Below are 24,986 nucleotides of genomic sequence, written 5' to 3' on the forward strand. Positions count from 1 at the left end.
AAGCAAAGATGACATCGAAGTTCAGGATCTATTTCATTAGGCCAGTCAGGGGTCTGATTGTCTATGGGGTCGTCGTGTCGTTTATGGTGGTGGGAAAGCTGCTGCCGAGGCAGTTGGTGCTGTGGTGGCACGGATGGTTGGCGACATGTTTCTACAGTCTGTCAAAGCATACCCGCACAATAGTGAGGAAGAATCTGGAAACAGCTTTCGGAGAGGAGACGGTGGCGGGCTCCTATCAGGAGATAGGGCGAAGAGCCCATGTGGGCTTTGCCAAGGCGTTTACCGACTACGCCCTGATGAGCCACCTGAAGACGAGGAGGCAGTTTGAGCGCTATTTCACCATTGAAGGAGAGGAGTTTCTGAAGGCGGCCTACGAGCAAGGAAGGGGCGTGCTGTGCCTGGTGCCTCACACACCGGGACTGGAGTTCTCAGCCATCATGCCGCCCATCATGGGCTACAGGACGATGGGCGTAAGCAGCCGAATACACAACCCCGCCCTGAACAGGATGATGGTGGGGCTCAGGGAGAAACGCGGCATGGCAAATATCGAGCGTAACCACTGTTTCCACACCCTCGTGGAAAGACTGAAGAAAGGGGAGTGCCTGATCATTATGATTGACCAGGATAACGTCCATATACGCGGCGAGTTCCTCAGCTTCTTCGGGAAAAGGGCTTATACGCCCATTGGATGCGCCCGATTGGCTCTGGCTACTGGAGCACCTGTGCTGCCGATGTTTACCATCCGCCATGAAGAGAGCGACCGCTACACCTTCAGGATCCTGCCGGAGATCCCGTTTGAAAGAAAGGAGACCGACCTGGAAACGTTCAGGCACAACACCCAGAACTATAACGACGCACTGGAGCGCATCATCAGGGAATATCCCGACCAGTGGGTGTGGGGGCACCTACGCTGGAAGACAACACCCGAGTATATGAGGCAGTATATTATCGCCAAGAGGATTGGTGAAGGGCATTACTCTTCATCCTCGTGACATATTGCTGGATTATGGCCTCAAGCTGACGCTGCATGAACGGTAGCTGAGGATAACGAGACCTATGACCTATCAGATTGTGAGTGAGCGAGAAGTCATGACGATAGTCGTAAATACCGATGAGACGGTTGTCGTGGTAAGTTATCATCAGGTCGTCGAGGTAGTACATCGACTGTCCGTTGTGATCGTAAAAGACATAGTTAAGATAGGAGGGGCTGGTGGAAAACACATCTTTTCCAAAAGAGAAAAAGGGTTTCTGGTAGTTGAGCATTCCTAACAGGGTGGGCGTGATGTCGGTCTGCTGGATGAGGCGGGTGGAGTCACAGCCAACAGGAAGCTGGCCGCCAGGCGTGTAGAAGAAGATGGGAATGAGGAAACGCCCCATCTCGTTGTGATAGTCTTGGCGACAAGCAGGGCCGCAATGATCGGCGGTGAAGACAAATACGGTGTTGTTGAACCACGGTTTGTGGCGCACCTGCTCGAAATAGCGGCGGATGGCGTAGTCGGCATAGCTGATGGTCTTGTGAATAGGGATCTCACCACGGGTAAAGGTAGATTTATACTGGTCGGGAATACGGAAAGGATCGTGACTGGTGGCTGTGAAGACTGTGAGGAGGAAAGGCTTGCCATGATGAGCTATCTCGTCGCTCTTCCGGGCAAAGTACTGCAGATAGGGTTCATCGAAGATAGCCCAGGTGCCGTCGAAATCCTGGTCGTTGCCATATTCATCCATACCATCATAGTGTTCAAAGCCGATGGCATTGGCAAAGCCCTTGAAACCGAGGGTGGTGTTGGGCGCACCATGGAAGAAGGCGGTGGTATAACCCTCCTCACGGAGCATCGCAGGCAGGCCCTGAAGGGTGTTGGTGGAGTAGACGTAGTAGCAGTAAGGCTCAATATAGCGGGGGATACCAGCAAAGGTGGCGGGCATACAATCAACGGAACGGGTGCCGTTGGCGAAAGCATACTCAAAGCTGTAGCTTTGGGTGAGCAGCGAATCAAGGAAGGGCGTGTAACTCTGAGAAAGCCCACCGGCGTTGTCGCGGTTGAAAAAACCTATATACTCCCTTGAGAAGCTCTCCATGATGAAGACGATCACGTTGAGACGCTGCATCTGACCACCCTTGGGCTCTTTGTTGCGGATGGGGCTGAATATGCCATCGAGAGATTCGTCGGGGAGGAAGTGAGGATCATCATAGCCGGTCATGTAGAACGTGGAGAGGAGCGTAAAGGGGGTATTGAGCACTATGGCAGACTCCAAGGGATTCTTGCAGTAGATGCTGGCAGAGTCTTGACGAAGGGGATGCATCTTCAAACCATATCCCCCTCGGATACCTCCCACCACCAGTGTCGCTGCCATCAGGAGTATCACCGTATGGAGAGGGTAATACACTTTGTCGGGGGGGAAGGACGGCTGAAGTCTTTTGTCGCTGATGGGAGATACATATAATAGGATTTGGGCAGCTATCATGGCGATGCCAAACAGCCAGACAGGCCAATAGCCCGTCATACTATGGAGCAGAATCGTGAATAGATTGCTCTCTGAGCTGAATTCAGAGAAGACAACAGAGGTGGCGCGGCGGCCACCGAAGGGGAAATAGACGACATCGGCCATATTGATGACAATGCCGAGACTGTTAAGAATGAGGAACAGCACCTTGACAATGCGCTGATAACCAACGGTGTGGCGGCATTTGAGGGGCAGGAACTGAAGAACGATGCAGGGGAGGTTGAGAAACAGCAGGGCACTGAGGTCGAACCGCAGGCCTCCCAACGACATGGTTAGCAGTTGACGGAAGGTGACATCAGGGAAACTGTCGAGGTTCATGTAGAAGAAGAACCATCGGGACAGCATGTAGATGACCATCAGGATAAGAAAATTGACAGCCATGATGATGGCCGGCTGACGGCTGAGATCGTTTTTCATGGTGTTCATTGGCCGTTATAATCAATCACATACTCGATGAACTCCCGGACAGCACCGGCACCGCCCTTACAGGTGCAGACATAGTGGGCGAGGTGGCGCACTTGTTGACAGGCATCGGCAGGACAACCCACTAACACACATTCTTTCATACAGACGATATCAAGGATGTCGTCGCCGATATAGGCCACATTCTCTTTCGTACAACCGTATTTCCGCATGAGGGCTTTGAGGGTGTCTAATTTGTCGTGACGTCCCTGGTAGAGCTCTGTGATATGCAACTCACGGGCCCGGTTTTCCACAATCTGCGACATCCTGCCAGTGATAATGGCAGGGATGATGCCATGGGCGGGCAGCAGCTCGTTGATGGCATAACCATCTTTGATGTCGAACGACTTGAACAGTTCACCGTTGGGGCCGATGTTGATCTTACCGTCGGTAAGCGTACCGTCGACATCCATCACCAAAATCTTGATTTTCCTATCCATAGTTTCTCTCTATTCTCCGCAAGCGCGCTTTATATGATCAATAATATCTTTGTAGGACCCTCGATGGCCAAAGAGCGACGAGGTTCCCAAGACGAAACCGTCGACATGCCGTTTGCTCCATTTGACCATCCGTTCCAGGGAACAGGCGCCATCTATCATGATTTCCAAATGGTAACGGTTCTTGATGGCGATGAGCTCCTCGAGCTTCTGATCGACGTGGGGCAGGTAGAGGTGACCAGCATGACCGGGCTTGACACCCATGACCAATACATGATCGACCAACTCATAGTATGGCTGCAGACTCTCGATGGTGGCCTCTGGATTGATGACAATGCCAGGCTGTAGACCACGCTCACGGATGCGACGGATGACGGCCTGAGGGTCGTCGTCGGCATCGGGATGGAAATAGATGATATCGACACCTGCATCAGCAAACATCTTGATGTATTGGCCGGGATGATAGATCATCAGGTGGAGTTCGGTGACAAGCGACGTGTTGCGGCATACAGACTTGACATCACCCAGACCCAAAGCAAAATTGGGAACATACTGACCGTCCATGACATCGAGGTGCAGACGGGTGGCACCGGCAGCCTCCAGACTCAGTGCCTCGGCCTTTAGATTGTCGAAGCTGGCGCACATCAGTGAGGGTGAATAGATCATAGGCTTTCCTCCAATATTTTAGAGATGAAAGCGAGTCGGACCTGACTGGTATCGAGAATTTCGCCAGGCCACAACAGAAGCGTGGAGCCTTCGTCTACCTGAAGGTCGTGACAAAGAAGAGAACCCTCCACGAGGGTGAAACACTCCAGCGTAGCGCTTTCGTTGTGATAAGTTGCTGTATCCTTGATGAGCCGGGTGGCGTAGGTCTTCTCCCGGATCTCACGGCCACCGTAAGTCTGCACCTTGGACTTGAGGCGGAAGTCGAGGGCAGCCTTGGCCTTGTCGAGGTGGAGCTCACGGGGGATACCATCGGCGCCAACACGGTCGTAGTCATAGAAACGATAGGTGGAATCGGAGCCTTCTTCAATCTCGAAGACCAGACTGCCGGCAGTGATGGCGTGAAGCGTTCCCGGCTCGACAAAGACATAGTCGCCCACCTTGACGGGCAGCGTATCGGCCATCTTCAGGAACTCACCATGACGGATCATCATCTCTTCTTCGGCCTTGTCGCGACAGGTACACCCGTTGATGATGGTGCCAGAATGAGGGGCCTTGAGAAAGTACCACGACTCGCGTTTGCCACGGGGCAGATGCTCAAGTTGATTGGCCGTCTGATCGTTGGGATGCACCTGTATGCTCAGGTTCAGACGGGCCTCGGTCAATGCCAGCGTCAGTGGAAAGTACGGATAATGGGCAAGGTGGAAGTCTGCCTTAAAAAGGGGGAACACATCGTTGAGACATTGGCCTTTCCATGCCCCATTGAGAATTTCGTTGGATATCCCTTCGCGGCAATAGAGCGAATAGAGATGTCCGCCCCAGATGGTCTTGTGTATGATCGTCTTCAGTATCAGCATATCTCATCTATTTATTCCATGACAACGGCACGGATGCGCATGATCTGACTCAGCAGTTTTTCAGTCTCGTCGAGCCTTAGCATACAACTGCCGTCGCACAGGGCCATGGACGGGTCGTTGTGAACCTCCATGAACAGACCCGCCAGCACACCTGTGGCCACTGCGGCCTTAGCCAGATAAGGCACATAGGCGCTGTTGCCGCTATTGCCATGGTTCAGGCCACCGCCGCTCACCTGAACACTATGAGTGGCATCGAAGATGACCGGATAGCCGATCTGAGCCAATCGGACAAGGCCGGTCATGTCGACTACGAGATCGTGATAACCAAAGCAATTGCCACGTTCGCACAACATGAAATCCCTGCAGCCGAAGTATTCCATCTTGCCCACCACATTGTTCATCTCCTCATGACTGGAGAACTGGCCTTTCTTAATGTTGACGGTGCGTCCGGTCTTGGCTGCGGCATACAACAGGTCGGTCTGGCGACATAGAAAGGCGGGTATCTGGATGATGTCGGCCACCTGGGCCACTGCCTCAGCCTGTTCGGGCAGATGGATGTCGGTGACGATACGGACACCCAGCTCGGTCTTGGCCTTCTCAAGGATACGTAAGCCCTCCTGAAGTCCGGGACCACGATAGTTGGTGGCCTTGGTACGGTTGGCTTTATCCCAGGAAGCCTTGAAATAGAAATCCACATCGAACTTTTCCGTAATGCATTTCAGAGCCTCAGCCAGGAACATCACATGCTCTTCGGACTCAATCACACAAGGACCTGCCAACAGCTTGAACTTATTGTTTTTTACCATACTCATCTAACAACTTTAATCCTTTTGTATCACGACATGCCGTAGATAGTCTCTTCAGCCTGCTACGCAACAAATTAAACAAGAAATCCCAATATCTGTCTACAGGAGCAGAAACGGGATCATCGACATGAAGAATATTTCTTCTGAACAACCTGAGTGTAAGTCCATAAGTACGTAGGAACTGAAGACCGCCCCAGTTCATTTTCATACGACTGACAGACTTGCTCATAAAATGATAGCATCTGCTATGGGCCAATCCGCGGAAATCCCTGATGCCAGCCAACCACAATTTGGCAGAGAAATCCTGATCCGATGCCTCGCCTGGCGAATAGATAATGCTATAGCCGCCCACTAAATCCCAGATATCACGATGCACGATATTTGGAGGTGACGTGGCGCCAAGCCAGTCTTCACAGGGCATATCCTGATAATGCGCCAGGAGTTCCTCTTCTCTAAAAGACTCTGGGGACGAACCATAGTCTGCCACAAGCACACTCAAATGCTTCAGCACATCGGGCTTGGGCTGGATAACTGTTGAAGAGAAAAAAAAACGATTGTTCCCCACGCGACTGATTTCTTCGTCAAAAACAGAATCCCAGCCAGGCAACAGATACATGTCATCATTGATGAACACCATGTAATCGGTCGTCACCAGGGTACGAAGTGAGTTTAATGCAAAGCAGACACCAACATTCTGATCGGAATAGGTATATCTCAAGCCTTTTTGTCGGACCCACTCCAAAGTGCCATCGCTACCTTCGTTCACATGAACAAGGATCTCATGACTACAAGCAGAATTCCGCTCAATGCTTTGTACACAAACCTGAAGATAAGCAAGATTATTCCAACTAGGAATGAGTATTGAGAACTTTCGCATATCTGTTTCCTATTACAAGCGACAAAGATACATATTATTAAATAAAAAAACAAATAAATAGATGATTTTTTAATAAAAGAGTCCATGATATAAAAGAAATGACTATCTTTGCAAACAGTATATTAGGGAGTCTATATCATAGGATGGATCAAAGAGTTGTAGTATTTTGTGGTAACGGATATCACAGCCTGGGCTTAATCAGATGCCTTGGTGAAGGCGGGTATAGGCCAGAGTGTTACTGCTTTGGTCATAAATGCGACCTCATTCTTTCGAGTAAATACATCAGTAAAGGGAAAAAATTTGAATCTGCCGAGGCCATTCTTGACCATCTGCTACACCATTATCCTTACTACGATGAAAAGCCTATCCTTCTGACCATACCAGATGTTCCTGCTTTCCTGATAGACCAGCATTTAGATGAACTGAAAGAGAAATTTGTGCTGATGAATGCCAGTGAACAGGGTAAGCTTGGCTATTGGATGGATAAAAGAAACATGGCCAAAATGGCCCAGAAACATGGTTTTTCCATCCCTTGGACTATAGAACTGTCGAGAGAAGAGGCGATTCCTGACTCTATCCGATATCCCGTCTTTACAAAAAGCATAAGGACTGTTGATGGCGGGAAAGGAGACGAAAGTATCTGTCGGAGCAAGGAGGAACTGGAGGAGAAACGAAAGATCATTGCCTCAGACAGATTCCTTGTTACGGAGTATATTCAGAAGAAATACGAGATTGACTATTTCGGGATGGCATTGAAGGGAAGGGTTTACATCGACTATTATGATGCTATCAGTCGTTTTTCAAATGATGCATTTGGCTATTATGGCGACATCATCAAATGCCAACATGACGACTTCTGGAAAAAATGTACTGCCATGATGAAAGAGATAGGCTATGAAGGACTCTTTGATATAGAATTCCTAGAAGATGTCAACGGTAAACGCTATTTCATGGAGGTGAACTTCAGAGTTGACGGGGGTATCTACAAGGTAACCCCTGGCATTAATTTACCTGCGGAATGGTGCAGACTGGTCAATATGGCTCAAAAAGATTTACCAGAAGCCCTCACTACCAGGAAACAACGTTTTACGGGCATGACTGAGATTCAGGATTTCAAGTCGAGTGTTGCCCACGGATCCATGAATCCCCTGAAATGGTTCTGGCAGTTCTGTCGTACAGACAAATATATGCTACTCAACCTTAGAGACCCAATGCCCGTTCTTGTATGGCTATTTACGAGCTCGCGCAGAGAGTGTTTGCGTTTCACTCATATTCCCTAATATCATCAATCTGGATTCTTCCTGGTATCGATGATCTTCCAATTTCTTTCTGAATAGTACTCACGACGATACTTCCATCGGTTGTGCGTCCAGAGATAGATTTCCGGCTGCTTTCGGATATTCTCCTCCAACAATCTCATAAAAGCCAGAGAATAGGGATAGCCGCCATCATCGGCCAGTTCTTCTGCCGTAGGCTGCACATCGATTACAGTTATGTCATAATACCCTCTACGTGGTTTTGAGACCAGGGCCATCAGTATCTTTGCATTTATCTTACGGGCTATCGCCTCCCCACCCGTAATATAAGGTGTATCCTGATTGAGGAAAGTCGTCCAGTGGACCAATCGGTGATAGGGTGGACATTGGTCTGAGATCAACCCCAACAGAAAGCTACCATACTTCTGTTTAAGTTTGAGCAAAGCCCGTGCAGCTTTTTTCTGAGAGAACAACATGGCATGAGGATAGATTCGTTCGCGCACTCGTAATATCACATTGTTGGAGAAAGTATTTCTTTGGGTCTCATAGATAGCAGCTTTGGGAAGGGGAGGATTGACACGGCTAGATATGTCAGGCACCCATTCCCAGTTGCCAATATGTCCAAAATACACGAAGACCGGTCTTCCCTCAGCTCCTGCCTGTTCAATGAGTTCAACACCTTTTATGACGACACGACGCTCACGCTCTTTGTCACTCATATTCAACATTTTCAGTCCTTCTGCCATCAGATCACAAAAGTGGTGATAGAATTTATGTTCTATCATAAGCAGTTCCTTGTCCGTATATTCCGGGAAAGAGCGCCGAAGATTCTTTCTAACCAACTCACGTCGGTAACCCCAGAGGTGATAAATAATAACATACGATATGTCACTGAGTATGTAGAGCAGACCCAGCGGCACACTTGCTATGATCACCAATAGGCCAATAAGTATTTTAACTCCGATTTCCTTCATTTACTTTTTTCCAGGCAGTGAAGCAATTAATGTCAGCAGCTGACTTGTCTGAACACCCTTGTCTGTGATATGGATAATAAAACCAACCTTCAACGTGGCATACCGGTCAAAGGTTATCAAGTATGATAAATCGGTACGATTATAGATTGGAGAACGGTAGAAAGGATCACCCCAATAATACTCGCCAAAGCCATCCGCACCTAAACGTTGCAAACCAGCACCCCAATAGAAAGTCTCATTCACACCCCATTTTTTCCATCTCAAGCCTGCCTCGCCAAGAAAACCCATACGAGCCTGAGGCTGCTTCTCAAGGCCCCTGTCTCTATCGAAGTTGATAATAGTTCCTACTCTTACACCCAGGGAGTCGGTCGTTGCCGACAGTTTGAAGTTACGTCCCACATAAGGATGAATCATCGTGTTGTCGTGCATCGTATGGACTTTATAACTTTCACCTCCAAATTCCAAAGCATAATGATAATAATAGCCATTGGCACCAAGAAGGAATCCGCCGACATTGAACTGGATCATACCACCAGCCATAAACTGCTCACGTGAATCGGCTCCACGTTTAGAGGTCCAATCAAGGAATGCTTCGATATAGCCGCTCTTCGTCTTATACAGAAAGTCAAAACCCGTCATGTTCGGCCGGTAGATCTGTATGGAATCGCAAATCAGATATTCAGGCATCTCCTCTACCATCAAACGACGAGGATATTTCCCCAATAAAACCCTTAAGTATTGATTCTGATATTTGTAGTAAGCTAAAAAACCCTCCTTATCCAGATAGTTCTCGCCCCCCCAATCAATCAACGCATCGTAACCAGCCACCAATTGATGGGTGTTTTCTTTGACGCCCAATGAAACCTGGGGTTGTATTCGGAATCCAGCATAAGTATTTGCCTGACGGTATGAAGATTTTTTCCCTTCCAAATTATTGAAGAACCCCCGGGCATTAACCTCCCACCCTATTTCCTGCGCATAGGATACCTGATACGTCGAGAGGACTATACCGACTATTAGCCAAGTAAAAAAACGATGTATATCTTTACATTCCTGTTTCCAATCACCTTTATAAGTCTTAGGAACACGCCAATCTTCACCAAATCGTTTGACTAACCAGTCTTCCATGTGACCAGGGAGTTTAAAGGTATAGCCATAGCATTCATAATCAGTCAATGTCTCAAAATACTTCAATTCTTGAATCCGTACAAAGTGTTCCTCACCATAATGCTTTAATACACCGTCTTCTCTGAACCAAATGCTGAAATCGACAATAAGGCTATCCTTATTATAAAAAACAATTTGCTGAAGCTTCTCTAAAAAATATGCTTCTCTTCCGACCTTATAACCACGCTGCAACATCTCTTCCTTCAAAACGTCCAACGCATCAAAATCCATCAGATCGAAATCGAAGTCGTTATCATGCCGGATGAAATGATGCTCCCTGTATAGGCCCAGTGCAAGCCCATCGGTCAGTCTATAGTGGATGCCATGTTTATCCAGTATCTCGCAGATTTGATAAAGCTCATGTACATCTTCATCCTTCAACGTCACTTTTAAGGTATTGAAGGGGAAAAGATGATAAACAACATACTTCTTTTTAAAGAGTCGTTGTAGTAAAAACTTTACTTTTTTACGATAGTACCTAATATAAAATAGAATTTTGAACAGCATTTGTTTATTTCTAAAAGAGAATAGCTGCCACACACCATTGTCACTTGTAATCATACAAAAAACGGCAGTGACAAAAAAATGCAGAACTGTAAAGAGAATAGATGGGATGGCGGATAGCGGCCAACACCCCAGACCATGTGTTGAGCATTACTGGTTCCAATTGCTTTCGAAAGATAAAGCTTTTATGGCCATCGGAATCTGACTTCTTGAAACCAATCAGCTTGTATCCATTCTTCAGATGGCATTGTACAGACCAGTTGGCATCAGTTGTAGTGCTACTTTTAATGTGTGTCATACCAATACGACGTAGTACTTCTGACTCATACGCTATCATCTTTGTGGCGATTCCCTGTCTGTGAACCTTTGGCAATACAGCCAGATAAAAACTATATGCTCGTTTTTTTTTCATGTTCACCCTAAAGCAGTGCATACCTAACAATTCCTCGCTGTCAGCATCAAGTGCAACAAAAATCATTGCGTTTTCTATTGCCTTCTTGAACTCTTCTATTGTACGGTACATCCACTTTTCTTCCAAATGATAATCTGACCACATGCTGAACGCCTTATTGGCTAATGCATACAAGGCTTCTTTAGTAACTGCTGTTTCGTGAATCTGTTTAATTATAGTCATTTTAGCAATAATTATCACTAAAAAATTCTACTCACAGCAATGAAAGAACTTACTTCTCAGAGTAGAGCACTTGGATGAGCGTTTGACCGACGGCCTGGAGGGTGGTGCGGTCGATGTGCTGCATGTCGTCGCTGACGGTGTGCCACGTAGGACCGAAGCTGCTCTGCTCGCAGGCGGGATAGTAGGGGATGATGTCGATACACGGGATATGGGCCACGCTGTTGACAGGCGCATGGTCGTCGGTGACGTAGGTGCCGGGCTTGTTGGGGAACATACTGCCGAAGCCTACCACCTGGGCTGCACGCCATACACGGTCGGCCACATCAGGGGCGTATTGCATCGACATGCCCTCCTTGAAGAACATGGCGCCCTGACCGCCTACCATGTCGAGCAGGATGCCGTAACGGGCTTTGTAACCGGCGACATGGGGATTGGCAGCCCAGTATTGCGAGCCGAGGGCCCACGTGTTGCCAGCGTCGGCCACATCGCTCCACTGAGGCGTGCCCCAGTCTTCAGCATCGAAGCAGATGAAGTCGATGCCGATGCCTGCACTCTCCGACTTGAGCTGACGGGCCAGCTCGAGCATGACGGCAACACCCGAGGCACCATCGTTGGCCGCCATGACGGGCGTACGGTGGTTGGCGGGGTCAGGATCGTTGTCGGCCCAGGGACGGCTGTCCCAGTGGGCACAGACGAGGACACGCTCGCTGAGGTCGGGACGGTAGCTGGCAATGATGTTGGTGGCACGTAGCGTGGTGCCGTCGTAGCCGCGGAGGTTGGTATGCTGGGGGGTGACCGTGAGGCCATAACGCTGGAATTTGTTGGCTATCCAGGAGGCACAGCGATCGTGGGCTTCGCTGTTCATGATGCGAGGACCGAAGGCACACTGCTGTTCACAGAAGACGTAGGCACTATCGGCACAGAAAGCAGGGCCGACGGGCTCTTCGGTGGTTTCGGCAGCAACGACGGACGTCTGCTGGCGAAGGCCGCAGGAGGATAAAAGTAAAAAGGTAAAAAGGTAAAAAGGTAAAAAGGTTATTACCTTTGGCGTTTTTACTTGCTGCAAAAATAAATTTTTCATTATTTCATTATTTCATTTTTTCATTTTCTTGCGCTTGGCGCATGACACGGAGAAAATTGCCGCCCCAGATCTTCTGGATGTCGGCTTCGCTGTAGCGGCGGGCAAGGAGCTGACGGGTGAAGTTGAGGAGCTCGGAGCTGTTGGCGAGTCCGGGGACGCCACCGTCGCCGTCGAAGTCAGTGCCGAGGCCCACATGGTCGATGCCCATCACCTGGATGGCATGCTCGAGGTGGGCAAGGACGTCGAGGATGGTGGCCTGACCGTCGCGGCGCAGGAAGCCATTGTAGATGGTGGTCTGCGCCACACCGCCTTTGGCTGCGAGGGCCCGCATCTGATCGTCGGTGAGGTTGCGGGGATGGTCGCAGAGCGCCCGGCTGCTGCTGTGGCTGCATACGATGGGCACACGGCTGATGTCGAGGGCATCGTAGAAGCTCTTTTCACCGGCATGGCTCATGTCGACGAGGATGCCCAGGCGGTTCATCTCGTGGATGACCTGCTCGCCGAAGGCACTGACACCGCCATGGGTGGCGTTGCTACGGGAGGCGGAGTCGCAGATGTCGTTGTCGCCATTGTGGCAGAGGGTCATGTAGACGATGCCACGGTCGTGGAAGTGCTGCAGGTTCTGCAGCTGTCCGTCAAGGGCGATGCCGTTTTCGATGCCGAGCATGATGGATTTGAGCCCCCGGTGCTTGTTGATCCAGAGGTCGTCGGGAGTCCGGGCAAGGGCGATATGGGCGCTGTTCTGCGCCACTATCTCTTCTATCTTGTCGAAGATACGGTCGGCAAAGGCGGTGGGATGGTCGGTGGGCTGCGGCAGGTAGGCCACCATGATGGTGGCGTCCTGACGCCCTTCGGTCATCTTCTGCAGGTCGACGAGGATCTTGGGGTCGCGCTGGTCGAAGTGGATGCCTTCGGGGAAGAACATGGGGGTGTCGCAGTGGGTGTCGAGGGTGAGTACACGGTCGTGGACACGGTGGGCGGCACGGTAGCTGGCGGCTTCGCCGACGAGCCACTGGAAGAGGGGCAGTCCGTCGGCAAGGCATTCGGGATGCCACTGGACGCCGAGGATGGATTTGTATTCATTGCTCTCCATGGCTTCGATGATGCCGTCGGGGGCTGTGGCCACGGTGCGGAAGAGCGGACCGGGGTCGCTGACAGCCTGATGGTGGAAGGAGTTGACACTCATTTCCGTGGCCCGGTAGGCCACGGAAATGAGTGAGTCGGGCTCTATTTTCACACTATGGGTAGGCTCGGAGCGGTCGGCATCCTGGGAGTGCTTGATGGTGCAGGTGGCACCGATGTCCTGAGAGACCTTGCCACCGAAGGCGACGGCGAGGGTCTGGATGCCACGGCAGATGCCGAGGATGGGCAGCTGACGGTTGTAGGCCAGACGGGCGATGAGTAGCTCGGGCAGGTCGCGCTCTTTGTTGATGCCATGGAGCAGGGGCGAGGGCTCTTCACCAGCCCAGAGGGGGTTGATGTCGCCACCGCCGCTGAGGATGAGACCGTCGATGCGGTCGAGGGTGTTGATGATGACGTCGGCAGAGTCAACAGGGGGTATCACGAGGGGTACACCACCGGCGGCTACCACAGACTGATAGTAGCCCTGGCCGAGTTTACAGGTGAGGTCTTCGTAGTTGCCCGTGATGCCGATGACGGGCTTCCCGTCGGCTTCGGGGAAGCGGGCATAGATGTCATCGAGGTAGGTTTTTAGCTCGAAGTGTTTCATGACTTCCGTTCGTCTTCGTCGAGAGCAATGGGAATCTCGCGCTTGAGACTCTGCTCAAGGGAGATGAGCGTTTCGGTGGCCACGACGCCGGGGATGCCTTGCAGCTTGCCGTTGAGCAGCTCCATGAGCTGTTCGTTGTCGCGGGCATAGAGCTTGACAAGCATGGTGTAGGGGCCGGTGGTGAAGTGGCACTCCACCACTTCGGGGATATGGCGCAGGCACTCTACCACCTCTTTGTACATCGAGCCTTTCTCGAGGTTGATGCCTACATAGGTGCAGGTGCTGTAGCCGAGACTCTTGGGGTTGACATCGAAGCCGCTGCCGGTGATGACTTCAGCGTCGATGAGGTGTTGAACACGCTGGTGGATGGCGGCACGCGACACGTTGCATTCGGCGGCTACATCCTTAAACGGGATTCGGGCGTTCTTGGAGAGAATGCTCAGAATCTTCTTGTCAAGAAAATCAATTTTGTCCATCTTCTTTCCCTTTTAGTTACAATTTGTCAGCAAAAGTAAGCAATTTTATTGAACTTTGCAACTTTTAAGGGAAAAATTTGAAAAAAAGTGTGCCACTTCCGTGACACACTTGGTTATTCTTTCACAATTTCGAGTAATTCGACATCGAAAATGAGCATGCTGTAAGGTTTGATGTTTTCTCCAGCTCCCCGCTCGCCGTAACCCAGCTCGTAGGGGATGTAGAGTTGCCACTTGCTACCCACAGGCATGAGGGTGAGGGCTTCGGTCCAGCCTTTGATGACCTGCATGGGGGTGAACTCGGCAGGCTCGCCACGCTTGTAGCTGCTGTCGAAGACCGTGCCGTCGAGCAGGCGACCTTCATAGTGGACCTTCACTTTGTCGGACGACTGGGGCACCTCACCCTGGCCTTTGACGAGCACCTTGTACTGCAGACCACTGGGGAGACTGACGACATCGTCGCGCTTGGCATTCTCTTCGAGGAACTTTCGACCTGCGTCGCGGGTGGCTCCGTAGAGGCGCTCTTCACGGGCGGCTTTGTCGGCCTGCTGCTTCGTGGTGAAGTAGGTCTCAGCAGCCGCCACGGTGAAACGGGTGGTGTCGCCGAGCAGGGCGTCGGCAAAGCCGCGGTAGAAGAGGTCGGCATTGATGGAGTCGGGCGTCTGCTCGAAGTCTTTCCGGATGCCGGGGAACATGCGCTCGTTGACCTGCTGGGCGATGTTCATGCCGACCATGTAGGCTTTTTGCTTAGGGTCGGAGGTGACCTTGACGGCATCCATGAAACCACGCACGAAGTCGGCCATCAGCGTGGTGTCGACTTTCTGCTGGAGCAGGAAGGGCACAAGACCGTTGGTGATGGTCATGCCAGCGGTGTAGCTGACCGAGTCGCTACTGGTCTTCAGCTGTTGTGCAAACGAAGAAGCACCCGCCACGAGGGCGAGTGCTATCATGATGAACTTCTTCATTACTTCTTAGGATTAACCTCGATGAGCTCGATCTTGAAGATCAGTGCAGAGAAAGGCTTGATGATGTTCTGCTCACGCTCGCCATAGGCCTGATCCTGAGGAATGTAAACCTCCCATACAGAACCGGCAGGCATGTGGCAGAGAGCCTCGGTCCAACCCTTGATGACCTGGTTGGCACGGAATGTGGTGGGCTCGCCGCGCTTGTAGCTGCTGTCGAAGATAGAGTCGTTGATCAGACGGCCCTCGTAGTGAACCTTCACCAGAGAGGTGTCGGTGGGGATGGCACCAGTACCCTCTTTGATGACTTTGTACTGAACGCCGTTGGCGAGGGTCTTCACACCTTCTTTCTTGGCATTCTCGGCGAGGAACTTCTCACCAGCCACCTTGTTGGGGCCGTAGGTCTTTTCAAGCTCCCTGGCCTTCACCACAGAGATGAGGCGCTGGGCTACCATCTGAGCAGAGTCGACGGTCATGAGACCCTTTTTGCCAGTGGTTCCGCTGACGAAACCAGCCATGAAGTTTTTCAGGGAGATGGACTTCGTAGAGTCGTCGCCGAATACCTCGTGGTTAATGCCCTTCAGCATACGGTTAGAGATCTGCTGACCAATCTGGATACCAGCATAGTAGGCGGCCTTCTTCTTGTTGTCGCCAGCGTTGGCACCCTCGTTAAGACCCTTGATGAAGTCGGCCATGTAGGCGGTGTCCATCTCAAGGCTACCAACGAGATACTCTTTCAGACCCTGTGTCTGAGACATACCGAGCGCATAGCTCAGGGTGTCGACATCAGTTTTCAGACTTGCTCTGGGAGTGTTGTTGCCGCATGACGCAATCATCACGGCAGCTACAGCTGCAATCGCAGCAAATGTAATCTTTTTCATTTTCGTAATTGTTTATTTTACTTTTTTACCTTCTTACCTTTTTACCCTTTTACCTTTACACGACCTGAATCAGTTCAACATCGAAGATCAGGGCTGCAAACGGGGGAATAGAGGCACCTGCACCACCCTCGCCGTAAGCCAGACGGTAGGGGATGAAGAAACGATACTTGGCACCCTCCTGCATGAGTTGCAGACCCTCGGTCCAACCGGCAATGACCTGCTGCAAGGGGAAGGTGGCAGGCTCGCCGCGCTGATAGCTGCTGTCGAAGACTGTACCGTCGATGAGTGTTCCCTCGTAGTGGCACATCACCGTGTCTTTAGCACTAGGCTTCTTGCCGTTGCCCTCTTTCAGTACCTGATACTGCAGACCGCTGGGCAACGTGACGATGCCCTCTTTCTTGCTGTTCTCGGCGAGGTATTTCTCACCAGCCTCCTTATGCGCTTTTCCTTGCTCGGCGCGCTCGGCCTGAAGCTTCTCCTGCTGCTTACGGAAATAGTCCTGTACAATCGTTTGAGCCTCACGGTGAGACACCTGCAGTTCGTTGCCCTCGAGCACATCCTTGATGGCCTGTGCAAAATCGTCGGCACTGATGTCACTGGCACCCATCTGGGACAGCTGCTGACCGATGCCCAGACCCAAAGCATAACTTAATTTATCCATTCTTTCTTTATATAAATAATGTGTTATCTCTCAAAATTCGGGCGCAAAGGTACAACAAAAAAGTGAAAAGCGAAGAGTGAAAGGTGAAAATTTTACTACCGCCACACATTTTTTCTTAATTCTTAACGGTTAACTCTATTTTTTTCGTATCTTTGCACCGTCGTAAATCAAATAAACACATGAAAAAGATTGTTGTATTGACCGGTGCAGGCATGTCGGTGGAGAGCGGACTGAAGACTTTCCGCGATGCCGACGGTCTCTGGGAGAACTATCCCGTATCGAAGGTGGCCACCCATGAAGGATGGGAGGCTGACCCGACACTTGTAACAAACTTCTATAACATGCTCCGCAAGAAGTGCTGGAACGTGCAGCCCAACGAGGGCCACAAACTCGTGGCAAAGCTGGAGGAGCAATATGACGTGACCGTAGTGACCCAGAACGTGGACAATCTCCACGAGATGGCAGGTTCGAAGAAGGTAATCCACTTGCACGGCGAGCTGATGAAGGTGTGTTCGAGCCGCGACGTCGACGACCCGCGCTATCAGATACAGCTGACGGCAGACAACTGTGAGGTAGAGCCGGGCACCAAGGCCGGTGACGGTTCGCTGCTGCGCCCCTACATCGTATTCTTCGGTGAGGCCGTGCCCAATATCACCATCGCTGCCGAAGAGGTGCAAGAGGCCGACATCCTGATCATCATCGGCACCTCACTGGTGGTCTACCCCGCTGCCGGACTGATGCATTATGCCAAGCCCGACACCCCCATCTACCTCATCGACCCCAACCCCGTGAATGCAGGCAGTCGCGTCAAGCAGATACAGAAGGGAGCCTCGGAGGGTATGAAGGAGCTAATGGAAACCCTCATGAAGTAAGAAAAAGAACAAACAGAAAGATATGGATTCTAAACTGGTCATTTATAATACGTTGACACGGCAGAAGGAGCGCTTCGAGCCGTTGAATGCACCCCATGTGGGTATGTATGTGTGTGGTCCTACAGTGTATGGCGACCCCCATCTGGGGCATGCCCGTCCGGCCATCACCTTCGACCTGGTGTTCCGCTATCTGAAGCACCTGGGCTATAAGGTACGTTATGTAAGGAACATCACCGACGTAGGACATCTGGAGCACGATGCCGACGAGGGAGAGGATAAGATTGCCAAGAAGGCAAGACTGGAGCAGCTGGAGCCCATGGAGATAGCCCAATATTATACGAACCGCTATCATGCTGCGATGGATGCACTGAACGTGCTGCGCCCCTCGATAGAGCCCCACGCCTCAGGACATATCATCGAACAGCAGCAGCTGGTGCAGCAGATCCTGGACAACGGCCTTGCCTACGAGAGCAACGGAAGCATCTATTTCGACATCGAGGCGTATAATAAGAGAGCGGAGAGCACCGGCTCCCAGTTCAGGTATGGTGTTCTCTCTGGCCGTTCGCTGGAGAACATCAAGGATGCCAGCCGTGAGCTAGACGGTGTGGGAGAGAAGAAGAACCAGGCCGACTTCGCCCTGTGGAAGAAGGCACAGCCAGAGCATATCATGCGCTGGCCATCACCCTGGAGCGACGGATTCCCTGGCTGGCACTGTGAGTGTACGGCCATGGGGCGCAAGTATCTGGGTGAGGAGTTTGACATCCACGGTGGCGGCATGGACCTCGTGTTCCCCCACCATGAGTGTGAGATAGCACAGGCCGTGGGATCGATGGGACATCAGGCCGTGAAGTACTGGATGCACAACAATATGCTGACCATCAACGGACAGAAGATGGGTAAGTCGTATAATAACTTCATCACGCTGGAGCAGTTCTTTACAGGCAACCACCCGCTGCTGGAGAAGGCTTATTCGCCGATGACCATCCGCTTCTTCGTGCTGAGTGCCCACTACCGTGGCACCGTGGACTTCTCGAACGAGGCCCTGGTGGCTGCCGAGAAGGGACTGGAGAAGCTGTTGAACGCCATCAGCGACCTGGAGCGCGTACAGGCGTCGGCAGAGTGTGACGCCGAGACGAAGAAGGTGGTGACGGAACTGCGCCAGAAGTGTTACGACGCGATGAACGACGACTTTGCCACACCTCAGGTGATCAGCTATCTCTTTGAGGCCTGCACCACCATCAACAAGCTCGTGGACCATAAGGCCACCATCTGTGCCGACTGCCTGAAGGAGCTGAAGGAGACGATGAGCCTCTTTGCCTTCGACATCCTCGGACTGAAGGCCGAGAACAAGGGCTCCAACGATGCCCGTGAGGAAGCTTTCGGCAAGGTGATGGACATGGTGCTGGAACTGAGAGCCAAAGCAAAAGCCGACAAAGACTGGGCTACTTCGGATAAGATCCGCGATGAGCTCGCCGCTGCCGGCTTTGAGGTGAAGGACACCAAGGACGGTGTCACCTGGAAGCTGAATAAGTAATCACTCCAACGCTTTATACAAGTTGTCGAGGGCTATGTCTGCATGGCCCTCGGCTTCGTTTAAGAGGGTTACGAACTTAGAGCCGATGATGGCACCGGCGGCATTGTCCTGGGCAGCCTTGAGCGTCTGGGCATTGCTGATGCCAAAGCCTATCATACGGGGATTGCGCAGGTTCATGGCGTTGATACGACGGAAGTATTCCTGCTTGGCCTCGTCGAAGCTCTTCTGGGCACCGGTGATGGCGGCAGAGGATACCATGTAAATGAAGCCGTCGGTATGTTCGTCGATGAAACGGATACGCTCCCCACTGGTCTCCGGGGTGATGAGCATAATGATACGCAGATCGTACTTGTCGGCCACGGGCTTGACGATGTTCAGATAGTCGTCGAAGGGCAGATCGGGGATGATGGCGCCACTGACACCACTCTCCACACAACTCTTGCAGAACGCCTCGATGCCATAGTGAAGGATGGGATTAAGATAGCCCATCAGCACGAGGGGGATAGAAACCTGATCCTTGATGGCAGCCAACTGACCGAAGAGCTTCTGCAGGGTCATGCCGTTGCGGAGAGCCTGGGTGGCAGCACTCTGGATGACGGGGCCGTCGGCGAGGGGATCGCTGAAGGGGATGCCCACCTCGATCATGGCAATGCCACGACGCTGCATGGTGAGGATGACGTCGGCTGTGCCGTCGAGCGTAGGACAGCCAGCACAGAAATAGAGCGACAGGAGCTTCCGGTCCTTGCTATTTTCGAATAACTGATTGATTTTATTTGCCATATCTTTACTTTTTTACCTTTTTACCTTTTCCAAAAAACTCTTGATGCTATCGATGTCTTTGAGGCCAGGGGACAACTCGAAGCGGGAATTGAGGTCGATGCCAGCATAGCGCGGATGACTGAAAGCCTTAATACGTAAGGCATCGTCGGGGCCGATGCCACCGCTGAGCAGGAACGGTGTCTGACAACGGTAGGCCTTGAGCACACTCCAGTCGAACTTCTGTCCATTGCCCCCAACACGCTGGCCTTTCGTGTCGAAGAGGAAGTAGTCAACCAGTCCCTCGTAGGGGATGCAGGCGGTGAAGTCGTCGATCGTGGCGATGTTGAAGGCTTTAATGAGCGAACATGAGAGATGGAGCTGGCGGATGTAGTCGGGTGACTCATGGCCGTGAAGCTGGATGATGTCGAGGGCATATTCCCCGGCGATACGCTGCACTTCCTCTATATGTTCATCGACAAACACCCCTACCCGCCTGCATGTTGTAGGCAGATAGGCAGGTCGCTCACTGACAAAACGACTGGACTTCGGCCAGAAGATGAATCCCATGAGGTCGATACCGAGGGCTTCGGCCTCACGGATGTTCTCCGGCTCACGCATGCCACATACCTTAATGACCATGGTCGCCTACGAGTTGAGTTCGACAAACTTCTTGAAGGTACGGAGGGCTGCACCGCTGTCGATGCTCTCACGGGCAATGGCGATACACTCCTCGACAGACTTCTCACCCTTCTCGAGCACCTGGATACCGAAGGCGGCATTGGCCAACACGATGTTTTTCTGGGCTGGCAAGGCACGGTTCTCGAGTACACTGTCGAAGATCTGGGCAGCCTCTTCTTCCGTGGCACCACCCACGAGTTCCTCGGGCTTGGCAATCTCGAAACCGAGGTCGCTGGGTTTGAAGATACGTTCGTATTGACGGGTGGTAACCTTGAAGTCGCCTGTCAAAGAGATCTCATCGTAGCCGTCGATGGAGTTCACGATACCGTAGTCGATGCCAATCTTCTGATACACCTGATGATAGAGGCGCATCTGGTCGAGGTTGGCCACACCTAAGAGCTGGCACTTGGGTTGGCTGGGGTTGACCAGCGGCCCCAGGAGGTTGAAGATGGTGGGGAACTGCAGGGCTTTCCTGATGGGGCCCACGAACTTCATGGCCTTGGCGAAGAGCTGGGCATGGAGATAGACGATGCCGGCCTCATCGAGTGAACGGTTCAGGCGGTCGATGTCGTCGGTGAACTTAATGCCGTGGTGCTGGATGACGTTTGAGGCGCCGCTGACACTGGTGGCTGCATAGTTGCCGTGTTTGGCCACCTTATAGCCAGCACCGGCGATGACGAAGCAGGAGGTGGTGGAGATGTTGAAGGTGTTCTTACGGTCGCCACCGGTGCCAACGACGTCGATATAACGGTCGGCATTGAGGATAGCGGGAACACCCGTCTCGAGGATACCATCGCGGAAGCCCAACAGCTCGTCGACGGTGACGCCACGCATCTGCAAGGCAGTGAGCAGGGCAGTGATCTGTTCGGTGGGATACTCACTCTGAGTGATGCCCACCAGAATATTCTTCATTTCTTCACGAGAGAGTTCCTCGTGGTTCAGCATCCTGTTGAGGATGTCTTTCATTGTCTGTGCCATATTTATTCAATTTTCAATTTTCAATCTTCAATCTTCAATTTTCAATCTTAAAGAAACATCCAATTCTGCAGCATCTTGCGTCCGTCGGGGGTGAGCACGCTCTCAGGGTGGAACTGAATGCCGCGGACGTTCAGTGTCTTGTGGCGCAGGGCCATGATCTGTCCCTCGTCACTTTCCGCAGTCACCTCCAGACAGTCGGGGAAACCGTCTTTAGAGACCACCCACGAGTGGTAACGGCCGATGGTGATATCGTGGTCGAGACCACTGAAGAGGGGGTCGTCGCTGATGATGTGACAGGGGGTGGCGACACCATGGAAGACATCGCTCAGGTTCTCGAGCTTTCCCCCGAAAGCCTCGCCAATAGCCTGATGCCCTAGGCAGACACCCAAGATGGGTTTCTTGCCGGCATAGGTACGGATGACATCGAGCAGCAGACCTGCCTCAGAGGGGATGCCGGGACCCGGCGAGAGGATAATCTTGCTATAGGGCTCGAGGTCGGCAAGCTGGAACTGGTCATTACGCAGTACGGTGACCTCAGCACCTAATTCCTTGACCAAATGACTCAGGTTATAGGTAAACGAGTCGTAGTTGTCGATGATGACTATTTTCATAATGCTTCTGCTTTTTCGATGGCCCTCCTTAAAGCCCCTAATTTGTTGTTTACTTCCTGGAGTTCGTACTCCTCATCACTCTTGGCCACGATGCCGCCACCAGCCTGGAACCACAGTTCACCGTTACGGGAGACAAAGGTACGTATGGTGATGGCCTGATTCAACGAGCCGTCGAGGCCTATGATACCGATACAGCCACCGTAGGCACCACGGTTGTGGGGCTCATATTCGGAGATGAGCTGCATGGCACGTACCTTAGGGGCACCACTGAGGGTACCGGCAGGGAAGGTGTCGATAAAAGCCTTGATGGGGTCGGCACAGTCGTCGAGGGTGCCACTGACGCGAGAGACGAGGTGGATGACATGAGAATAGTACTGCAGGTCTTTATAGAAGTCGACCTTGACATGGTGACAGTTGCGGCTCAGGTCGTTACGGGCAAGGTCTACCAGCATCACATGCTCGGCATTCTCCTTAGGGTCGTTACGCAGGTATTCAGCACCCTGGCGGTCGGCCTCTTCGTCACCCGTACGTCTCGTGGTGCCGGCAATGGGGTCGATATACGCTTTCTTACCTTCTATCCGGCAGTGGGTCTCGGGTGAGGAACCGAAGATGCGGAAACCACCGAAGTCAAAGTAGAAAAGGTAGGGACTGGGGTTGATGCTTCGCAGGGCACGGTACAGTTTGAAGTCGTCGCCTTCATATTTCTGGACGAAACGGCGCGAGAGCACGATCTGGAACACGTCGCCTCGCAGACAATGCCGGATGCCGCGGCGGATATTGGCTTTATGCTCCTCGTCGGTGAGCGGACTGGTGGTCTCACCCACGGGGTGGAAGTCATAGGCTTTCACACTGGCCTTGTTCATGGCCTTCAGCATGTCATCGATGTCCTGAGGCTCACCCAGTGTCACCACCTTCAGCTGGTTGTTATGATGGTCGAACACGATCACCACCTTATATAATATATAGAGCAGGTCGGGGGCATCATTCTTGGCCTGGGTCTCATCCTTCACGGCGATGTCCTCGAAATAGCGCACGGCATTGAACGAAGTATAGCCGAAGAGACCGCAGTCCTTGGCATCAGCCCCCGAAACCTCTATCCGGTCGATGAGGGCGTGGATGGCTTTATCAGAACGGTAGTCCTTATTTACTTCATGGGTCATGGTGCTGCTGTCAGGATAGCTGACGGTGGCGACGCCATGTCCGATGGCAACACTGGCGATGGGGTTGATACCGATAAACGAACGTGAGTTGTTGGCATCGTGGTAGTCGGAGCTCTCCATCAATGCACTCTGCGGATAGAGGTCTCTCAGTCGCATATACACACCCACAGGCGTATACAGATCCGCCAGAATAGTCTTGCTGCTTGTCGTATATTTGAATGTATTCATAATTTTCAATTGTCCATTAGAAATTACCATATTCCTTAGCCATCTGTTTGTTGTTCAGATAGGTCTCCACATCCTTGTCGCCACGACCACTGACGGTGAGCACCACCACGTCCGTGGGTTTGAAGGAGAGTTTCTTCAGGGCAGCGATGGCGTGGGCACTCTCGATGGCAGGGATGATGCCCTCCATACGGGTAAGTTCATAACCGCCATAGATAGCCTCGTCGTCGTTGATAGAGAGCACCTGGGTACGTCCCTGCCTGGCCATGTTACAATGCATGGGGCCCACACCGGGGTAGTCGAGTCCGGCAGAGATGGTGAAAGCCTCTTCTATCTGGCCGTCTTCATTCTGCATCACGAGCATCTTGGCACCATGCAGGATACCCGTAGAGCCTTTGTGGATGGTGGCTGCCGTGTAGTTGGTCTCCCAACCGTGGCCACCAGCCTCGGCCAAGACAATCTTGACCCTTTCGTCGTCCATATAGTGGAAGATGGTGCCAGCGGCATTCGAACCACCGCCGATACAGGCGATGAGATAGTCGGGATAGTCGCGGCCTATCTTTTCATTCAACTGCCATTTGATCTCCTCGGAGATGACACTCTGCATACGGGCCACAAGGTCGGGATAAGGATGGGGACCCATTGTGGAGCCTACGATATAGAAAGTATCGGCAGGATGACAGCACCAGTCGCGGATAGCCTCAGAGCAGGCATCAGAGAGCGTCATGTTTCCAGTACGGACGGGATGCACCTCGGCACCCAGCATCTTCATACGCTCCACGTTGGTATGCTGGCGCTCCACATCGGTGGCACCCATGAACACCTCGCACTTCATGTTCATCAGGGCACAGACTGTGGCTGTGGCCACACCATGCTGTCCGGCACCTGTCTCAGCGATAATACGCGTCTTTCCCATCTTCTTGGCCAGCAGAATCTGACCGATGGTATTATTGATCTTGTGGGCACCCGTGTGGTTCAGGTCCTCACGCTTCAGATACAACTGACAGCCGTACTGCTCGCTCATGCGCTTGGCGAAATAGAGTGGTGAGGGACGACCCACATAGTCTTTCAAGAGGGCATGATACTCCTGTTTGAAATCCTCCGACTCGATGATGGGGAGGTAGGCTTCCTGCAGGTCGTGAACACACTTGTAGAGAATCTCTGGCACATATGCACCGCCAAACTCTCCGTAGAAACCGTTTTTGTCAACTTGATACTTGCTCATATTATTTAGTTTTATATT

25 protein-coding genes are annotated in these 24,986 nt (G+C 51.9%); 4 read left to right on the forward strand and 21 right to left on the reverse strand.

Annotation, left to right across the window (positions count from 1 at the left end; translation table 11 throughout):
• Nucleotides 1-8 precede the first annotated feature (8 nt).
• Complete coding sequence (locus BMY16_RS05245) at nt 9-992, forward strand: lysophospholipid acyltransferase family protein (RefSeq protein ID WP_091840662.1); 984 nt, start codon at nt 9-11, stop codon at nt 990-992.
• On the opposite strand, the gene BMY16_RS05250 is transcribed toward BMY16_RS05245, so the two are convergent.
• The 6 genes from BMY16_RS05250 to BMY16_RS05275 are packed head-to-tail and all read right to left on the reverse strand — an operon-like array spanning nt 946 to nt 6,604.
• Entirely contained in the window at nt 946-2,919 is a 1,974-nt protein-coding gene (locus BMY16_RS05250) for an LTA synthase family protein (protein ID WP_170836014.1), read from the reverse strand. The genes BMY16_RS05245 and BMY16_RS05250 overlap by 47 nt on opposite strands.
• Before the next feature lie 5 nt (nt 2,920-2,924).
• Nucleotides 2,925-3,404, reverse strand: a complete 480-nt coding sequence (locus tag BMY16_RS05255; RefSeq protein WP_091840665.1) for a KdsC family phosphatase — start codon at nt 3,402-3,404, stop codon at nt 2,925-2,927.
• A 9-nt stretch (nt 3,405-3,413) separates the two neighbouring features.
• Nucleotides 3,414-4,067, reverse strand: a complete 654-nt coding sequence (locus BMY16_RS05260; RefSeq protein ID WP_091840666.1) for a ribulose-phosphate 3-epimerase — start codon at nt 4,065-4,067, stop codon at nt 3,414-3,416.
• A complete protein-coding gene (locus BMY16_RS05265) occupies nt 4,064-4,921 on the reverse strand; it encodes a class I mannose-6-phosphate isomerase (protein WP_091840668.1) in 858 nt (285 codons plus the stop codon). The genes BMY16_RS05260 and BMY16_RS05265 overlap by 4 nt, the downstream gene beginning before the upstream one ends.
• An 11-nt stretch (nt 4,922-4,932) precedes the next feature.
• A complete protein-coding gene (gene kdsA / locus BMY16_RS05270) occupies nt 4,933-5,727 on the reverse strand; it encodes a 3-deoxy-8-phosphooctulonate synthase (protein WP_317614774.1) in 795 nt (264 codons plus the stop codon).
• Nucleotides 5,711-6,604 carry a glycosyltransferase family 2 protein gene (locus BMY16_RS05275; protein ID WP_091840672.1) on the reverse strand — a complete coding sequence of 298 codons (894 nt, stop codon included), beginning with the start codon at nt 6,602-6,604 and terminating at the stop codon, nt 5,711-5,713. The genes kdsA and BMY16_RS05275 overlap by 17 nt, the downstream gene beginning before the upstream one ends.
• Before the next feature lie 143 nt (nt 6,605-6,747).
• Between BMY16_RS05275 and BMY16_RS05280 the strand changes: the two genes are divergently transcribed.
• On the forward strand, nt 6,748-7,884 hold the full coding sequence (locus BMY16_RS05280) for an ATP-grasp domain-containing protein (protein ID WP_091840674.1): 1,137 nt from the start codon (nt 6,748-6,750) through the stop codon (nt 7,882-7,884).
• A 5-nt stretch (nt 7,885-7,889) separates the two neighbouring features.
• On the opposite strand, the gene BMY16_RS05285 is transcribed toward BMY16_RS05280, so the two are convergent.
• The 9 genes from BMY16_RS05285 to BMY16_RS05325 all read right to left on the reverse strand — a co-directional run bounded on the left by BMY16_RS05285 (nt 7,890) and on the right by BMY16_RS05325 (nt 16,926).
• Entirely contained in the window at nt 7,890-8,834 is a 945-nt protein-coding gene (locus BMY16_RS05285) for a lysophospholipid acyltransferase family protein (RefSeq protein WP_091840675.1), read from the reverse strand.
• Nucleotides 8,835-10,562 (reverse strand): hypothetical protein, encoded by a 1,728-nt coding sequence (locus tag BMY16_RS05290; protein ID WP_091840677.1) that lies wholly within the window; start codon nt 10,560-10,562, stop codon nt 8,835-8,837.
• Nucleotides 10,549-11,139, reverse strand: a complete 591-nt coding sequence (locus BMY16_RS05295; RefSeq protein ID WP_091840678.1) for a GNAT family N-acetyltransferase — start codon at nt 11,137-11,139, stop codon at nt 10,549-10,551. Before BMY16_RS05295 ends, BMY16_RS05290 begins: the two co-directional genes overlap by 14 nt.
• Nucleotides 11,140-11,188: 49 nt before the next feature.
• Nucleotides 11,189-12,220, reverse strand: a complete 1,032-nt coding sequence (locus BMY16_RS05300) for a M28 family peptidase (RefSeq protein WP_091840680.1) — start codon at nt 12,218-12,220, stop codon at nt 11,189-11,191.
• 7 nt (nt 12,221-12,227) lie between these two features.
• On the reverse strand, nt 12,228-13,949 hold the full coding sequence (locus BMY16_RS05305; RefSeq protein WP_091840681.1) for a membrane dipeptidase: 1,722 nt from the start codon (nt 13,947-13,949) through the stop codon (nt 12,228-12,230).
• Nucleotides 13,946-14,425 carry an Lrp/AsnC family transcriptional regulator gene (locus BMY16_RS05310; protein WP_091840682.1) on the reverse strand — a complete coding sequence of 160 codons (480 nt, stop codon included), beginning with the start codon at nt 14,423-14,425 and terminating at the stop codon, nt 13,946-13,948. Before BMY16_RS05310 ends, BMY16_RS05305 begins: the two co-directional genes overlap by 4 nt.
• Before the next feature lie 113 nt (nt 14,426-14,538).
• Entirely contained in the window at nt 14,539-15,387 is an 849-nt protein-coding gene (locus BMY16_RS05315) for an FKBP-type peptidyl-prolyl cis-trans isomerase (protein WP_091840684.1), read from the reverse strand.
• Nucleotides 15,387-16,265 carry an FKBP-type peptidyl-prolyl cis-trans isomerase gene (locus BMY16_RS05320; RefSeq protein WP_091840685.1) on the reverse strand — a complete coding sequence of 293 codons (879 nt, stop codon included), beginning with the start codon at nt 16,263-16,265 and terminating at the stop codon, nt 15,387-15,389. The genes BMY16_RS05315 and BMY16_RS05320 overlap by 1 nt, the downstream gene beginning before the upstream one ends.
• 55 nt (nt 16,266-16,320) lie before the next feature.
• Nucleotides 16,321-16,926 (reverse strand): FKBP-type peptidyl-prolyl cis-trans isomerase, encoded by a 606-nt coding sequence (locus BMY16_RS05325; protein ID WP_091840687.1) that lies wholly within the window; start codon nt 16,924-16,926, stop codon nt 16,321-16,323.
• Nucleotides 16,927-17,105: 179 nt separating this feature from the next.
• On the opposite strand from BMY16_RS05325, the gene BMY16_RS05330 reads away from it, so the two are divergent.
• Nucleotides 17,106-17,798: an SIR2 family NAD-dependent protein deacylase gene (locus tag BMY16_RS05330; RefSeq protein WP_091840688.1), complete on the forward strand. Its 693-nt coding sequence runs from the start codon at nt 17,106-17,108 to the stop codon at nt 17,796-17,798.
• Between the two features lie 22 nt (nt 17,799-17,820).
• On the forward strand, nt 17,821-19,332 hold the full coding sequence (gene cysS, locus BMY16_RS05335) for a cysteine--tRNA ligase (protein WP_091840690.1): 1,512 nt from the start codon (nt 17,821-17,823) through the stop codon (nt 19,330-19,332).
• On the opposite strand, the gene trpA is transcribed toward cysS, so the two are convergent.
• Genes trpA through trpB form a run of 6 tightly spaced genes read right to left on the reverse strand, consistent with a single transcriptional unit; the run spans nt 19,333 to nt 24,968 of the window.
• Nucleotides 19,333-20,112: a tryptophan synthase subunit alpha gene (trpA, locus tag BMY16_RS05340; protein ID WP_091840691.1), complete on the reverse strand. Its 780-nt coding sequence runs from the start codon at nt 20,110-20,112 to the stop codon at nt 19,333-19,335.
• Between the two features lie 12 nt (nt 20,113-20,124).
• Entirely contained in the window at nt 20,125-20,730 is a 606-nt protein-coding gene (locus BMY16_RS05345) for a phosphoribosylanthranilate isomerase (protein ID WP_091840693.1), read from the reverse strand.
• A gap of 6 nt (nt 20,731-20,736) precedes the next feature.
• Nucleotides 20,737-21,735, reverse strand: a complete 999-nt coding sequence (gene trpD, locus BMY16_RS05350) for an anthranilate phosphoribosyltransferase (protein ID WP_091841031.1) — start codon at nt 21,733-21,735, stop codon at nt 20,737-20,739.
• 59 nt (nt 21,736-21,794) lie between these two features.
• Nucleotides 21,795-22,358, reverse strand: coding sequence for an anthranilate synthase component II (locus tag BMY16_RS05355; protein ID WP_091840694.1), 564 nt, complete (start codon nt 22,356-22,358; stop codon nt 21,795-21,797).
• Entirely contained in the window at nt 22,355-23,746 is a 1,392-nt protein-coding gene (locus BMY16_RS05360) for an anthranilate synthase component I family protein (RefSeq protein WP_091840696.1), read from the reverse strand. Before BMY16_RS05360 ends, BMY16_RS05355 begins: the two co-directional genes overlap by 4 nt.
• A 16-nt stretch (nt 23,747-23,762) precedes the next feature.
• Nucleotides 23,763-24,968 carry a tryptophan synthase subunit beta gene (gene trpB, locus BMY16_RS05365; protein WP_091840697.1) on the reverse strand — a complete coding sequence of 402 codons (1,206 nt, stop codon included), beginning with the start codon at nt 24,966-24,968 and terminating at the stop codon, nt 23,763-23,765.
• Nucleotides 24,969-24,986: the final 18 nt, after the last annotated feature.

This window comes from Prevotella sp. ne3005 (genome assembly GCF_900110085.1).
Taxonomy (GTDB): Bacteria; Bacteroidota; Bacteroidia; order Bacteroidales; family Bacteroidaceae; genus Prevotella.